Source organism: Cohnella sp. (assembly GCF_041640265.1).
In the GTDB taxonomy this organism is placed as follows: Bacteria; Bacillota; Bacilli; order Paenibacillales; family Paenibacillaceae; genus Cohnella.
Map to the genome: position 1 here is coordinate 1 of NZ_JBEQAP010000084.1, position 13,288 is coordinate 13,288.

The window sequence follows — 13,288 nt, forward strand, 5'->3', positions numbered from 1 at the left end:
GTCGTCGCCGGAACGAACGCAGGACGCTTCGGACTTGACCGCTACGTGCTCCCGCTCATCCACAAAGGCGCCGACCGTCTCTTCCACCGCAAGCCGAAAAACCCGACAACGGGTGAAGGGGCGCTGGTTAAATAGCCGGATTTGATCCACAGAAGAGCAGCGAGGAATTTCCTCGCTGCTCCTGCTTGTGGGAATCAGCGGGAGTAGGTTCGAAACCTTTGAATAGCTCCGCCTGGAAAATGACAATATAATACGGTTGCCAACCATATAAAAGGAATGAGGAGGGTCAATCAATGGGAATTTTAAGCGGAAACCCCAAGGATGAGCCGATGCACTATGGCGAAATATCCAGCGTATGGGGATCTTCGACTATGGCCAAAGGAGCCGTCTCCTGTTATCAAGTGTACTTAAATCACGCCGGGGATCGTGACCTGAAAGAACTGATCTCCGACTACATCGGCCAAGCGACAAAAGAGATCGAGGAATTCGATCGACTTCTCAACGATAACGGAATCAGTCCGGCTCCTACAATGGCCGAGAAGCCAAGAGTAAAGCTGGAGGACATTCCCGAAGGCGCACGATTTATGGATCAAGAAATCGCCGCTGCCATCAGCGTCGATATTTCCGGGGGTCTTGTCGCGTGCAGCGCGGCAATGGCCATGTGCATTCGGGAAGATATCGCCGCTCTATATGCGAAGTATCATACGGAAAAGGTCATCCTTGCGGGGCGAATTCTAAGGCTTCTGAAAGAAAAAGGATGGTTGATCCCACCCCCTCTGCAAATCAAACGTCCGGTAAACGTATAATCAACCCGAAAGCCCCGAGAAATCGGGGCTTTGTCAGTGGGATTGCTCCTTTATTTTTGTTTGTCGTACGAATGCCACCTATTGATAGAAACGTCTATTCCGATTGTCATAAACGGTTAGAACGGGCCACGGATGAGAATTCCGGGGCCCTTTACTATGCGGCGGTAGGTTGCCGGGCAAGGGGGAGTGGAACAGGTGAACATGGCCTACAAGGGCCGAACGCGGGCAATGGATCTCGCAGAATCCCGGAGGTGATGAAACTGCAGGTAACCCTTAACGATTTTCGGCGAGCCGTCGAGGAGGCGCTTGAGGCGGCATTTCCGGGTGTTGCGGTCGGGAGCGAAGAGGTGGAACAGCCGAGCCTTCCTTATTTTCTGGTCAAGCTGGCGGAGCCTTCGCATGCGCAGGAGCTGGATCGGCGATTTCGCTGGGTGCTCCCCTTCGTCATTCAGTACATGGACCCCGAGCGAAGTATCGACGAAATGCACGCGACAGCCGAGCGGTTGATGACGGCGCTGAATCAAATCGATGTGGTAGGCCGTCCGGTACGGGGAATCGGAATGAAGTTCGAAATGGAAGGCGAAGCTCTTCGTTTCTACGTTACCTATCAGCTCTTCGTCTGGATGCCTCCTGCGGAAGCCCCCAAGATGCGAAAGCTGGAACAGAATGGAGGAATTCGCCCATGAGCAAGCAAGCAGCGGCAGCCGGCGCTCAGCCGGCCAAGCACAGCAAGACGGCGCTTCTTGCGTCCAAGCATTTTACCGCAGTGGAGAAGGATCTGCTGCGAGGCCTGCTTGGCGATGAGGAGACTTACACGGTCAAGGAAGCGGCCGGCATTTTCGAAAAAAACCTAAAACGGGAGGCAGAATAAACGATGGCAAGCGGAACATGGACCACTCAGAACAAAGTAAGACCAGGCGTGTACGTCAATATCGAAAGCGCTCCGAAAGCGCTAGGAACGCTGGGCGACAGAGGCGTCGTCTCGATTCCTCTCCTTCTTTCTTGGGGAGAGCCTAAGACCGTGATTACGGTTGAAGCCGGAGAGGATACGCGGCATAAGCTCGGATATCCGATTGCGGATGAATCCCTGTCGCTTATCGGCGAAGCGCTGAAGAGGGCAGGCAAGCTGCTGGTATATCGCGTCAACACAGGCACGAAAGCAGCGGCGACCAGCGGCAGCCTGACGGTTACGGCCAAGTGGGGCGGAATTCGCGGCAACGATCTGGCGATTGTTGTCGCGAAGAATATCGAGGATGAGAACTTATTCGACGTAAAGACGATGCTGAAAGGCGAGCTGGTACACTCTCAGACGGTATCGGCGATCTCCGAATTGGCGTCCAACGAATGGGTGACGTTCGAAGGTACGGGCGAGCTGGCCGCTACGGCCGGGGTCCCTCTTGCCGGAGGGGCGAACGGCACGGCGACAGTTCAGGATTATCTCGATTACCTTACGGCTATCGAGCTGCAGGATTTCAACACGATTGCGCTGCCGTCGACGGACATCGCGCTTAAAGCGGCTTTCGCTTCCTTCGCCAAGCGGCTGAGAGACGACGAGGGAAAGAAAATTCAAGTCGTGCTGGAGAACTATCCATCCGCCGACTATGAAGGGGTCATCAGCGTCAAAAACGGCGTCATTCTGGATAATGGCTCCGCGCTTTCGGCTGCTCAGGCAACGGCTTGGGTGGCTGGCGCAACGGCAGGAGCCGACGTCAACGAATCGCTCACCTATGCGGCTTATGACGGAGCTGTGGATGCTTCCCCCAGATACACTAACAGCCAGATTATTGCGGCTTTGCAGGCGGGAGAACTCGTATTTACGGCAAACAATGGACGGGCGGTCGTCGAACAGGACATCAACTCCCTCACCTCGTTCACGCCGGAGAAGGGGAAGGCATTTTCGAAAAACCGCGTGATCCGCGTGTTGGACGCTGCGAGTAATGATCTCGTTCGCATCTTCTCTAATTTCTATCTCGGCAAGGTTCCGAATAACGACGATGGCCGCAATTTGCTTAAGGGCGAATGCATCAACTACTTGACCACTCTTCAAAACATCAGCGCGATCCAGAGCTTCGACGGCCAGACGGATATTGCCGTTACGGCAGGCGCCGAGGCGGATGTAACGGTCATCGACCTGGCGGTACAGCCGGTGGACAGCATTGAAAAAATCTACACGACCATTACGGTTCGGTAAGGAGAGATTCCTATGGCATTTTTCAGAGAAAGCGATGCGATCAGCGGCAAGCAGGCCAGAGCCTATGCCGCGTTCGGCGAACGCAGGGAAGAATTGTTCTACGCCAAAAATATCGAGGCAACGATAGAAAAGAACAAGGTCGATGTCCCGATTCTCGGCCGGACGAATACGCCGCAGCGCTCTGCCGGCTGGAAGGGGAGCGGGACGCTCACGGTCTACTATGTTACATCCATGTTCCGCCAGCTGATGCGGGATTATATTAAAACGGGCAAAGACTTCTGGTTCGAGCTGCAGATTACCAACGAGGACCCGACATCGGGAGCCGGCAAGCAGACGGCCAGGCTGCTCCATTGCAACCTCGACAGCATTATCGCCGCCAAGTTCGATGCATCCTCGGACGACATGCTGGAAGAGGAGCTTCCGTTCACGTTCAGCGATTACGAGCTGTCGGACTTGTTTAACGAGCTTAATTAAGAGGAGGACCAAGATGAGCCTGCAAGCTTTTTTCGCGCACAACGTTCAATTGGAAACGATCGAGGAGTTCGCCGTCTCCGACCGATTCAAGGATGACAACGGAGCTACGATTCCTTGGAAGCTTCGTACGCTGTCGGAGGAAGAAAACGAGGAGATCCGCAAAGCTTCGACCCAATATGTAAAAGGAAAAGGCGGTCAGCGTCTTCCGGAGACCAAGCCGGAGGTGTACATGGCGAAGATTGCCGCAGCCAGCGTGGTGTATCCCGATCTGAAGAATGCCGAGCTGCAAAATTCCTACAACGTACACGGGGCCGAGGCGCTGCTCAAGAAGATGCTGCTTGCCGGCGAGTACGCAGCGCTTCTGGGCAAGGTTCAAGAGCTTAACGGCTTCGACCGCGATATGGAAGAGCTAGTGGAAGAGGTAAAAAACTGATCGAGGAGGGCGACGGCGAGGCGAATATCGCCTACTACGCCCTCCACGAGTTCCATCTTATGCCGTGGGATTTCGCGGCCCTGAACGGAAAGAAGAAGGCGGCCTTAACGGCGATGATCCAAGTACGGCTTGAGAAAGAAAGCCGTGAAAGAGCGAAAATGAAAAAGAGGTAGCCAAATTCGCATTTCTCGAGGAGGTGAGCAAGATGGCAACCGTAACGTCGGCCCTTGGCATGATGGATCAACTGTCCCGGGCGCTGGATCGGGTCACGAGCCGCGTCTACGTCTTGAACGTTGCTCTGGAGCGTACGAGAAGGCTTGTCGAGAGACCCGCCATCCTCCGCGTTAGCCTCAATACGTCGGCGATACAGCCTATTCGTATCAGAGTCCATCTGGATACCGCGCAAGCTTTGGCTAGAGCGGCAGCCTTGCGGCTGCAGATCCTGTCGCGAATCGGTACGATCGCGGCTACGATTCAACTAAGCAGCAATCTGACCTCGCTGATGAGTCAACTGATCGATTTGGTCAGGCAATTGTCCGAGGCTGTACGCAATATCCCTCCCCCTGGCGGCGGGGGCGGGGGTTCAGGCGGCGGGAGCGGCGGCGGAGGCGGAGGTGGAGGCGAAGGCGGCGGGAGCAACATGCTGAAGAAGCTTCTGTCGTCCGTGGACTTGAAATCGGCGACGCGAATCAGCGACGAGTATATGACAATCCGCGCCAAGCTAGACTTCGTCAACGACGGCTTGCAGACGACCGAGCAGTTGCAACAGAAAGTATTCGCGGGGGCCGGGCGATCCAGAGTCAGCTATGCGGACATGGCACAGACCGTCGGTCGAATGGGGGCGGCTTCGGACGCATTCGGCAGCAATAACGAGGTCATCGCCTTCGCCGAAACGGCGCAAAAGTCGTTCCGGGTTAGCGGCGCAGACGCCGGGGAGCAACAGGCAGGCATGCAGCAGCTGTCCCAAGCGATGGTCACAGGAAAGCTGGAGGGTGAAGGGTTTCGAAGCATGCTGGAAAATGCCCCGATAATCGCCCAAGCGATAGCGAACTATACCGGCAAGTCTCAAGCCGAGCTTCTGAAATTATCGGAGGAAGGCAAAATTACGGCCGACATCCTGAAGAATGCGGTGTTTGCTGCATCGGACGACATAAACCGGAAATTCGAATCGCTGCCCGGTACCTTCGGAGACGTCAGGAATCAGTTACAGAACAACGCTCTTCAAGCCTTCGGGCCCGTTATCGAGCAAATTAACGGTTTCTTGAACAGCGACGTCGGTACTGGCTTTATCAATAATGTCGGACTAGCCGTTCAAGCGGCTGCCCTCCTGCTTGGGGCGATGGTAACCGGCATTGAAGCAATAGCCAACGCCATCACGGCGAACTGGCCGATCATTGAGCCTATTCTGGTCGCACTGGGCTCCGTGCTGCTTGCGGTCATTATCGTTAAAATCTGGGCGACGACCGCGGCGCTCTACGCACAGGTTGCGGCGCTTTATGCGCAGGCTGCGGCATGGATGGCGGCGTATTGGCCGGTAGTCTTGATTGTAATGGCCATCGTCGCGATCATTTATGTGCTCACCCAGATGGGCGTGACCGCCGACCAAATCGTGGGATTCGTAGTCGGGTTATTTAGAGGGTTGTATACTGCCGTTTATAATTCTATCGCGGAAATGTATAACGGGTACGCGGCGTTTGCCGAGTTTTTTCTTAACGTGTTTAATCATCCGGTTTATTCTGCGAAGAAATTGTTTGCGGACTTCGTTAATTCTACGCTGGAAATGATCAAGAAAGTTGCGGAAGCGATAGATTGGGTTTTCGGTTCCGATCTTGCCGGGGGTCTCACCTCCCTGCAAAAGCAAATGTCAGATTGGGTCGGTGAAATGCCGGAGGGGTATAAGGTTGTCCAGCGCATGGAGCAAAAGTCCATTGTCGATGAGGCTAAGAAAGGGTACGACGCCGGTTCGAGTTGGATGAAGGGGATATCCGACAAGCTGAAGGGATTCAATCTGGATAAGCCGAAGGGGGTTGGCGCAGAAGCCTTCGCGGGCTTCGGAGACAATCCCTACGAGACGCCGAACATCGGCAAAGTCGGAGAGGTCGGCCGAATCAACAATACCGTGGATATTAGCAGCGAGGACCTCAAGATGATGCGCGAGCTGGCCGAGATGAAGAACATTCAAAACTTCGTGTCGCTTACGCCCAGCATTTCTTTCGGGGATACCCACATCAGGAACGAGAGCGATTTGGATACGATCATCATGCGGATTACGGACAGTCTTAACCAGGATATTGCCGCTTCCGCAGACGCTGCGTATGGGTAATGAGTGGGGGGACGATATGAACGTATACGGTGTTGAGCTGAGTTTTAACAACAGGACTGAAGTGCTTTCGGTGCCGATCAATCCAGCCTCCATGGAAGTGAGCGAATCCGGACAAGGCAAAACCTACGATGTGGCGGGACTGGGAGAAATCAACGTCATTAAAGACCGCAAACTGACCGAGTACAGTTTCAGTGGTCTTTTTCCCGCGCAGCGGTATCCGTTCGTCACAACGAAAGAACTGCGGCACCCTGTCTATTACATCAAATTGATCGAGAAATGGATGAAGACCAAGCGGCCGATTCGGTTTATTTTTACTAGCGATACGTTCGACATCAATACCCCGGCCAGCATTGAATCGTTTGCCTGGAGCGAGACGGCCGGGGGAGCCGGAGATATCGAATATACGATTAAGCTGCGCAAGTACGTTTTCTATGCCGCCCGCAAGATTCAACGGGACATGACGGGGCAGAAGAAAGAGGCCGGACCCGTCCGTCCCAATGAGAAGCAGCAGCCTAAAACCTATAAGCTGGCGGCAGGGGACAATCTGTGGAAGGTGGCGCAGAAGCAGCTTGGCAACGGCGCCCGCTGGAAGGAGATTCAGAAGCTGAACGGCATTGCCGACGCGGAAATCAAACGGCTGCCGGTTGGAAAGGTGCTGAAGCTGCCATGATCCGCGTCAAAATCATCAATAAGCAGGGCAGCGAATGGGACGTCAGCGAAATCGCCGAGGGGCTGACCTGGAAGACGGCCCGAATTGGAAAAGCCGGCAGCCTATCCTTCACCTTGATTAAAGGGGCTCCCCTCTATCAGCTGCGCGATTTTTCTTACAGCAACGGGGATGTCGTCCGTGTTCGCGTGGGTCAGACCGACTTGTTCCACGGATACATTTTCAGCATCGAAGGCGGGCGCGATGAAGCCGTTCAGATTACGGCTTACGATCAGATCCGATATTTGATGAATACCGACACCTATGTGTTTGTCGGCGCGACGGCCACCGAAGTGCTGCGGCGGATTGCCAAGGATTTCGAACTGAAGCTGGGGACCGTCGCCGATACCGGCTATCGCATCCCGACGATGTCGGAGGATAGCCAAAAGCTGATCGATATGATCAGCAAGGCGATTACGCTGACTTTCGCCAACACCGGCCGGGACTATTGCCTGTACGACGATTTCGGGGCTCTCTGCCTGCGGGACGTCAACAGCGAGCAGCTTGATCTGATCGTCGGCGACAGCAGTCTGATGACCGATTATCAGGTCAAGAAGTCGATCGACAGCGATACGTTCAATCGGATCAAGCTGTATAAAGACAATAACAAGACCGGCAGGCGAGAAGTATATGTGGCTCAGGATAGCGTAAACATCAAACGCTGGGGGCTGCTGCAGCACTATCAGAACGTGAACGAGGATATGAACGAGGCGCAGATCAAGGAGCTGCTGCTTAACTTGGCCAAGATCAAAAATCGTGAAACGAAGTCGCTGAAGGTAAGCGCCATAGGCGACGTTCGAGTGCGCGCCGGCATGCGCGTCCGCATCGTCATTTCCGAATACGAGGTGGATCAGGCGCTGCTGGTGGACGAATGCACGCATCGCTTCGACGGCGCCGATCATACGATGACATTGGATTTAAGGGTGGTGTAGACGAGATGGCAGGCTTATTGAACACGATCAAACAGGCGTCCACGGCGGCTATGGCGGCAAGCAACCCGGCCGCCGTCCTGTTTGGCGTCGTAACGGCAGAGGCTCCGCTGGAGATCCGGGTGGATCAACGATTCACTCTTCCAGCGGAGTTTTTAATCGTGCCGGAGTCTTTGACGCATTACGAGGTGCCGCTGCGGCATGCTCACCGGTACACGGACGATAGCGCAAGCGGATCGTCTACGAAGACGACCGAGCCGGCGCTGCCCGAGGAGCCGCTCGTCATCCGCCGCAGACTCGAGGCCGGGGACAAGGTGCTGCTGCTGCGTGTGCAGGGCGGCCAACAGTATGTCCTCCTGGACAGGGTGGTGAATGCGGATGATCCCGGAGTTTGATCCCGCTTTGTTGGACGAGCCGTTGGATGGCGGGCAGCAACCGTCTCTCACCTGGAAGCTGGATTTCGATAAGGGCAGGATTGTCGGGAAGACGGACGGCCTGGAAGCGATAAAGCAAGCGGTTTTCAAAGTATTTCAGACGGATCGCTTCCGGCATGACATTTACAGTCCGGATTATGGTCATGAGCTGGCGCTGCTGCTCGGCAGCAGTCCCGTGATTGTCCAATCCGAGGCTGCCCGGATGATGGAGGAGGCGCTCTTGCCGGATGACCGGATCGATGCGGTTGAAAACGTGAGGGCCGTAGTGGACGGCGATCAGATCTCCGTCCGGTTTACCGTGGTGACAATGTACGGCAGTTTTGAGCAGGAGGTGAGCCGAAGTGTATGAGCATATGACTTTTGACTTTATATTGCAACGGATGCTCTCCCGGGTGCCGGACACCCTCGACAAGCGGGAAGGCAGCGTGATCTACGATGCTTGCGCGCCGGCGGCAGCCGAGCTTGCGCAAATGTATATCGAGCTGGATGTGAACTACAGTCTCTCCTTTGTGGACACGGCGAGCGGCGAGTACCTGAGCCGGAGAACGTCGGAGTTCGGGGTCAACCGGGCCGGGGCGACGGCCGCCGAACGGAAAGGACTGTTTTATAATTCGAACAATGCCTTGATGGACGTTCCTCTGGGAGGCAGGTATGCAATCGGAGACCTGACTTATGCGATTCAAGAACGCTTCGGCGTCGGTACCTATAAGCTGACCTGCGAAACGGCAGGTGTCGTAGGAAATGAACAGTTCGGCGCGCTTCTGCCGATCGATTACGTTGCCAACCTGTCCCGGGCGGTGCTGGCCGAGGTGCTGGTGCCAGGCGAAGACGAGGAATCGGACGATGCGCTCCGGCAGCGGTTTTATGCCGCCGTCAACGAGCCGGCATTCGGCGGTAACGTCGCCGATTACAAACAGCGGGTCAACAGCATTCCCGGCGTTGGGGCGACTAAGGTCTATCCAGTGTGGCAGGGCGGCGGGACCGTCAAATGCACGATTATTGCAGCGGACTGGACCGTACCAACCGCTACATTGGTTGATGAGGTGCAGAGCCGAATTGATCCGATCATCAACAGCGGAAAAGGACTGGGCCATGCTCCAATCGGCCATGAGGTGACGATTGCAGGTGTAACTGGCCAGGCAATCAATGTGGAGACGACGTTGACGCTGGCTAGCGGCGTTACGCCAGGCCAGATACAAGCCGATGTCGAAGGCGTAATCGGTGCATATTTGCTGGAGCTGCGACAGGATTGGTCGCATCAGCAGCAGCTTATCGTCAGGACGGCTCAGATCGATGCCCGGTTGCTTGCCGTGCAGGGAATCGAAGATGTCTCTGATACGGAGATAAACGGAACAGTTGCCAATCTGACGCTTGGAGCGGACGAGGTTCCGCTTATGGGGACGGTGACGGTCCATGAGTAAACCGATTCGCGAGTATTGGCCAGAGTTTTACGATGGCATTGAGGATTTTATCGAATTGGCACGAACCGAAGACGCAGAGCTTCAACTTTCAAGTCATGCTGTAGATCGGCTATTCAACGATCAATTCGTCATGACCTCTGATCTGGCTGCCGTTAAGCGGCGGGAGAAAATGCTTGGCATTCAGGCAGATCCCTCTGCCGAGTCGCTCGATTTTCGCCGTCGGCGTATCGTCAATCGCTACTCGACGAAGCCGCCGTTCACTCTGCGCTACCTGCAGCAACGGCTCGATCAGCTTGTTGGGCCGGGATTGACGATCGTTTCGGTGGATGTGGAAAATTTCGTGCTTTACGTCACCGCTAACATTCAAAACGCGAACGTATTTCGCGAGGTGCAGTATACGATGGAGACGGTCAAGCCGGCTAACTTGATCTATCAGCAGCAAACCTCGACCGCCGCGACGATCAGGCTGAAGGAGCACATTTTCAAGCAGGAAATTGCATGGAATTACAAGCTGGGATCGTGGCAGCTCGGCACGCAGCCGTTCGCGACCCTGGGACCGGAGGAACAAATCATATGATTAACACACAGTTTCTTCATGACGTTGCCGGGTATGTTGATTCCCGGATTGCGAAGGTCGTCTTGAATGGTTCCTATGTTATTACGGACTTCACGGCCCGAGCGGTCGAGGACGGCATGGTCGCTCTTAATTACATTGTGCCGGTCGCCGATGTGTCGCTGATCACGTTGATCGAACTGCGGGACTCGGACAACGTGCTGATTACGTCGGACGTGGTAAATGTGCCGCTTACGTCCGATACCAAGATGCTTCAAACGGTTGAGGCTAAGGAGGTTGTGGCCTAATGGCAAAAACGAATTGGCAAATGAATGAAGTCGTGCAGCCTGCGGACTTGAATCAGATTGGGCAGGAGATTAATGACCTTGCGGATGAAATTGAGGGGGCAACGACGGCAATGCCTGGTTCGCTCGTTAAGCGAGATGAACAAGGCAGGGCAAAAATCGCCAATCCAACCGCAGATGACGATATTGCAAACAAAGGATCGGTTGAAGCGGCAATTGCTTCAGCAATTACGAATCTGGTGAACGGCTCTCCGACTGCATTGGATACCCTTATGGAATTAGCTGCGGCACTGGGGAATGACCCTAATTTTGCAACAACAGTAACCAATGCCCTTGCGGCAAAAGTTAATAAAGCAGGAGATACAATGACGGGACAGCTAGTATTGCCTGGTGACCCTACATTAGATTCCCATGCTGCGAGAAAAAGATATGTTGACGATAAGTTTGGCGCTAAAACGACGGAGGGGGTTTTAGATTGGAATGACGTAACTAATGTAAGGCCCGGTGCCGCCGCGACATTGCTTAGGGGTAACGCAGCGAATGGCCCTTCTAATACGTTGGCCTATTTTCATCCTTTTAACTTTGAATATGCCACTAAGACGGGAGCGGGAAACATTTCCCAACTCGCTATCCCCTATGCCCTGACAGAACCGGGAACTGGAATTTACATGCGAACTAGATACCTCAACGTTTGGTCGGGATGGCAAAAACTGCTGACAAGTGCAGACATACGTGTAAATTCTGGGGCGCTTGAATATTATGACGGAACGGGGTGGAAAAGAGTGGGCGGTGGGGTATCAGTACCAAGCAATACCGTAAAAAAATCATTTGATACGCTCAGAGCGCATACAGGGGAAATGACGGGCATGCTGGTTGCTGTATTCATCCCGGAGGCGCTCGGGGAGGTAGAAGTGTCATTCGAACTAAGGAGGGCTGTTAACGGTTCCTATAGCGCTAATCTTATTGCGTTTAACACTTCGATTGGCGAAAACGTAAGAAAAACCGCTGTAGATTACCGCACACCAATAGGAACCGTCGTTAGTGGTGTTAACATCACTCACGCGCATCCTATGGTTCTTGGCCAAGAGTCAAATGGGACATGGAAAACGTTCAATGTGGTGTTGGGCATCAATACTTTGCAACCTGTATATTTCTTTATCGGTGGCGGTTCCGTGGGTTCGCCCGTTCCTTCCGAAGTGAGAAACATAAAGATCAAATACGATGTGGTGCAATAATTCGGAGGTGCTTTTCATGATAGCAATTATTCACGACAGACAATATGTATTAGGCTATCACCCAAGCCCGGACGTTGAAGGATTTGACGAATTGGGCACACAATACGATATGCTGGAGGAAGTACCGGAAATCATTCTAAATACGCCCCCAGGCTCTATTGTGAGACGTATCACGGTAGGTGAGTATGAGTTAGAGGCCTTGCCACCTCCTGTACCTGTACCAGAAGACCGTATAACGCAACTCGAAAACGAAAGCGCCATGCTCGCCCTCGAACTTGTCGATACGCAAATCCGGCTCGACCAGGCCGAAACGGAACAGGCTGCGCTGCTGCTCGAACTCATCGACAAGGGGGGGCTATAGATGGACTGGTACGCAACAGTTAAACGCCATTACGACGCCGGGCGCTACAACAACGCCGACGTCGCCAAGTTTGTGGTAGCGGGAAAGATTACTACTCATCAATACGAGACGATTACAGAAGAGACGTACGGAGGCTCCGCATAAATTGCGGGGCCAATTCTATTAGAAGGAGTTATTCATATGGAAGGTCAATTGTTTACTTGGGAGGTTCTCGCCACATTGGCGGGAGCCTCTTCGCTTGTGTTCCTCATCGTTCAATATACGAAAAAATCCATCGATCGTGTTGCGCCGTGGCTGCCTACTGATCTGTATGCGGTCATAGTTTCGACCGTCATGCTGACCTTGGCGCAACTCGCGATAGGAGGCGATCCGCTCGATTGGCGGCTCTATCTGCTTTCGATCGCAAATGGTTTTTGGGTGGCTGCCGCTGCTGGCCAGATGCACAACAAGGTTCTCAGCCCTCCCTCCGGAAAAGTCAAACAGCCTATATATACGGGTGGTCGTGGGCCTGATGTCTACAAATGGGTAAAGGAGAAAAACGAAAATGACACAGAAACTGATCGCTCTTGATGATGGACATGGTATGGAAACGGCGGGCAAACGTACACCAGCTCTCCCTGACGGCACTGTGATGCGAGAAAACGAATTTAATCGGCGCGTCGTGGCACTATTGGATGTTCAACTTCAGCGCTGCGGATTCCGTACTCTGCTAGTTGCACCGACTGATGTGGATACCACATTGAGGACGCGCACAGATGCAGCCAATAAAGCAAAAGCGGATTTATACATTTCAGTACATGCCAATGCGTTTGGAGCGGGAGGCTTCAATACAGAGCGTGGCATCGAATCTTTTCACTATAGAAGTTCCGCCGCCAGTGAACACGCCGCAAAATAAACCTGAATTTCGAAAGTACGACTCTCTGGAAATGTCGAACACAGAAACGATAGGTATCCTCCCGAATTACGGAAACTGGGGATGGAGAATCCCGATTCTAACAAGTCTCTAGTATAACGTTCCACAAATAATGAAACTATTTTTGTGGCTATGGTATACTCTTGTTAGATGCCTTGAACGGAGAGATACCATGCCATTTGAATCGAGAAAAGATAAGCTGCG

General features: G+C 53.7%; 20 protein-coding genes. 19 read left to right on the forward strand and 1 reads right to left on the reverse strand.

The features are described from left to right. On the reverse strand, positions 1-267 hold a 267-nt coding region (locus tag ACESLK_RS28925), incomplete at its 3' end, for a hypothetical protein (protein ID WP_373233299.1). Positions 268-293: 26 nt separating this feature from the next. On the opposite strand from ACESLK_RS28925, the gene ACESLK_RS28930 reads away from it, so the two are divergent. The 19 genes from ACESLK_RS28930 (at position 294) to ACESLK_RS29020 (ending at position 13,066) form a co-directional block, all read left to right on the forward strand. Continuing rightward, positions 294-806 carry a DUF3231 family protein gene (locus ACESLK_RS28930; RefSeq protein WP_373233300.1) on the forward strand — a complete coding sequence of 171 codons (513 nt, stop codon included), beginning with the start codon at positions 294-296 and terminating at the stop codon, positions 804-806. A gap of 254 nt (positions 807-1,060) precedes the next feature. Further along, entirely contained in the window at positions 1,061-1,492 is a 432-nt protein-coding gene (locus ACESLK_RS28935) for a phage tail terminator family protein (protein WP_373233319.1), read from the forward strand. Continuing rightward, positions 1,489-1,677, forward strand: a complete 189-nt coding sequence (locus tag ACESLK_RS28940; RefSeq protein WP_373233302.1) for a hypothetical protein — start codon at positions 1,489-1,491, stop codon at positions 1,675-1,677. The genes ACESLK_RS28935 and ACESLK_RS28940 overlap by 4 nt, the downstream gene beginning before the upstream one ends. 3 nt (positions 1,678-1,680) lie before the next feature. Then, complete coding sequence (locus ACESLK_RS28945) at positions 1,681-2,997, forward strand: phage tail sheath family protein (protein ID WP_373233303.1); 1,317 nt, start codon at positions 1,681-1,683, stop codon at positions 2,995-2,997. A 12-nt stretch (positions 2,998-3,009) separates the two neighbouring features. After that, the gene (locus ACESLK_RS28950; protein ID WP_373233304.1) at positions 3,010-3,471 is read left to right on the forward strand and encodes a phage tail tube protein; all 462 of its coding nucleotides are present in this window, start codon (positions 3,010-3,012) and stop codon (positions 3,469-3,471) included. Positions 3,472-3,484: 13 nt separating this feature from the next. Next, positions 3,485-3,904, forward strand: a complete 420-nt coding sequence (locus ACESLK_RS28955; protein ID WP_373233305.1) for a phage tail assembly chaperone — start codon at positions 3,485-3,487, stop codon at positions 3,902-3,904. A gap of 205 nt (positions 3,905-4,109) precedes the next feature. After that, positions 4,110-6,227: a tape measure protein gene (locus ACESLK_RS28960; protein ID WP_373233306.1), complete on the forward strand. Its 2,118-nt coding sequence runs from the start codon at positions 4,110-4,112 to the stop codon at positions 6,225-6,227. Next, entirely contained in the window at positions 6,220-6,897 is a 678-nt protein-coding gene (locus tag ACESLK_RS28965; protein ID WP_373233307.1) for a LysM peptidoglycan-binding domain-containing protein, read from the forward strand. Before ACESLK_RS28960 ends, ACESLK_RS28965 begins: the two co-directional genes overlap by 8 nt. Next, positions 6,894-7,865 carry an XkdQ/YqbQ family protein gene (locus tag ACESLK_RS28970; RefSeq protein WP_373233308.1) on the forward strand — a complete coding sequence of 324 codons (972 nt, stop codon included), beginning with the start codon at positions 6,894-6,896 and terminating at the stop codon, positions 7,863-7,865. Before ACESLK_RS28965 ends, ACESLK_RS28970 begins: the two co-directional genes overlap by 4 nt. Beyond that, on the forward strand, positions 7,805-8,257 hold the full coding sequence (locus tag ACESLK_RS28975) for a DUF2577 domain-containing protein (protein ID WP_373233309.1): 453 nt from the start codon (positions 7,805-7,807) through the stop codon (positions 8,255-8,257). Before ACESLK_RS28970 ends, ACESLK_RS28975 begins: the two co-directional genes overlap by 61 nt. Continuing rightward, entirely contained in the window at positions 8,241-8,645 is a 405-nt protein-coding gene (locus ACESLK_RS28980; protein ID WP_373233310.1) for a DUF2634 domain-containing protein, read from the forward strand. Before ACESLK_RS28975 ends, ACESLK_RS28980 begins: the two co-directional genes overlap by 17 nt. After that, on the forward strand, positions 8,638-9,717 hold the full coding sequence (locus tag ACESLK_RS28985; protein WP_373233311.1) for a baseplate J/gp47 family protein: 1,080 nt from the start codon (positions 8,638-8,640) through the stop codon (positions 9,715-9,717). Before ACESLK_RS28980 ends, ACESLK_RS28985 begins: the two co-directional genes overlap by 8 nt. Beyond that, positions 9,710-10,294, forward strand: coding sequence for a putative phage tail protein (locus ACESLK_RS28990; RefSeq protein WP_373233312.1), 585 nt, complete (start codon positions 9,710-9,712; stop codon positions 10,292-10,294). Before ACESLK_RS28985 ends, ACESLK_RS28990 begins: the two co-directional genes overlap by 8 nt. Then, a complete protein-coding gene (locus ACESLK_RS28995; protein WP_373233313.1) occupies positions 10,291-10,578 on the forward strand; it encodes a ketopantoate hydroxymethyltransferase in 288 nt (95 codons plus the stop codon). The genes ACESLK_RS28990 and ACESLK_RS28995 overlap by 4 nt, the downstream gene beginning before the upstream one ends. Further along, positions 10,578-11,810 carry a hypothetical protein gene (locus ACESLK_RS29000; protein WP_373233314.1) on the forward strand — a complete coding sequence of 411 codons (1,233 nt, stop codon included), beginning with the start codon at positions 10,578-10,580 and terminating at the stop codon, positions 11,808-11,810. The genes ACESLK_RS28995 and ACESLK_RS29000 overlap by 1 nt, the downstream gene beginning before the upstream one ends. 16 nt (positions 11,811-11,826) lie before the next feature. Further along, on the forward strand, positions 11,827-12,171 hold the full coding sequence (locus tag ACESLK_RS29005) for a hypothetical protein (protein ID WP_373233315.1): 345 nt from the start codon (positions 11,827-11,829) through the stop codon (positions 12,169-12,171). Further along, complete coding sequence (locus ACESLK_RS29010; RefSeq protein ID WP_373233316.1) at positions 12,172-12,315, forward strand: XkdX family protein; 144 nt, start codon at positions 12,172-12,174, stop codon at positions 12,313-12,315. A gap of 36 nt (positions 12,316-12,351) precedes the next feature. Continuing rightward, positions 12,352-12,741: a hypothetical protein gene (locus ACESLK_RS29015; protein ID WP_373233317.1), complete on the forward strand. Its 390-nt coding sequence runs from the start codon at positions 12,352-12,354 to the stop codon at positions 12,739-12,741. Beyond that, entirely contained in the window at positions 12,716-13,066 is a 351-nt protein-coding gene (locus ACESLK_RS29020; RefSeq protein ID WP_373233318.1) for an N-acetylmuramoyl-L-alanine amidase family protein, read from the forward strand. The genes ACESLK_RS29015 and ACESLK_RS29020 overlap by 26 nt, the downstream gene beginning before the upstream one ends. The last annotated feature ends 222 nt before the right edge of the window (positions 13,067-13,288 follow it).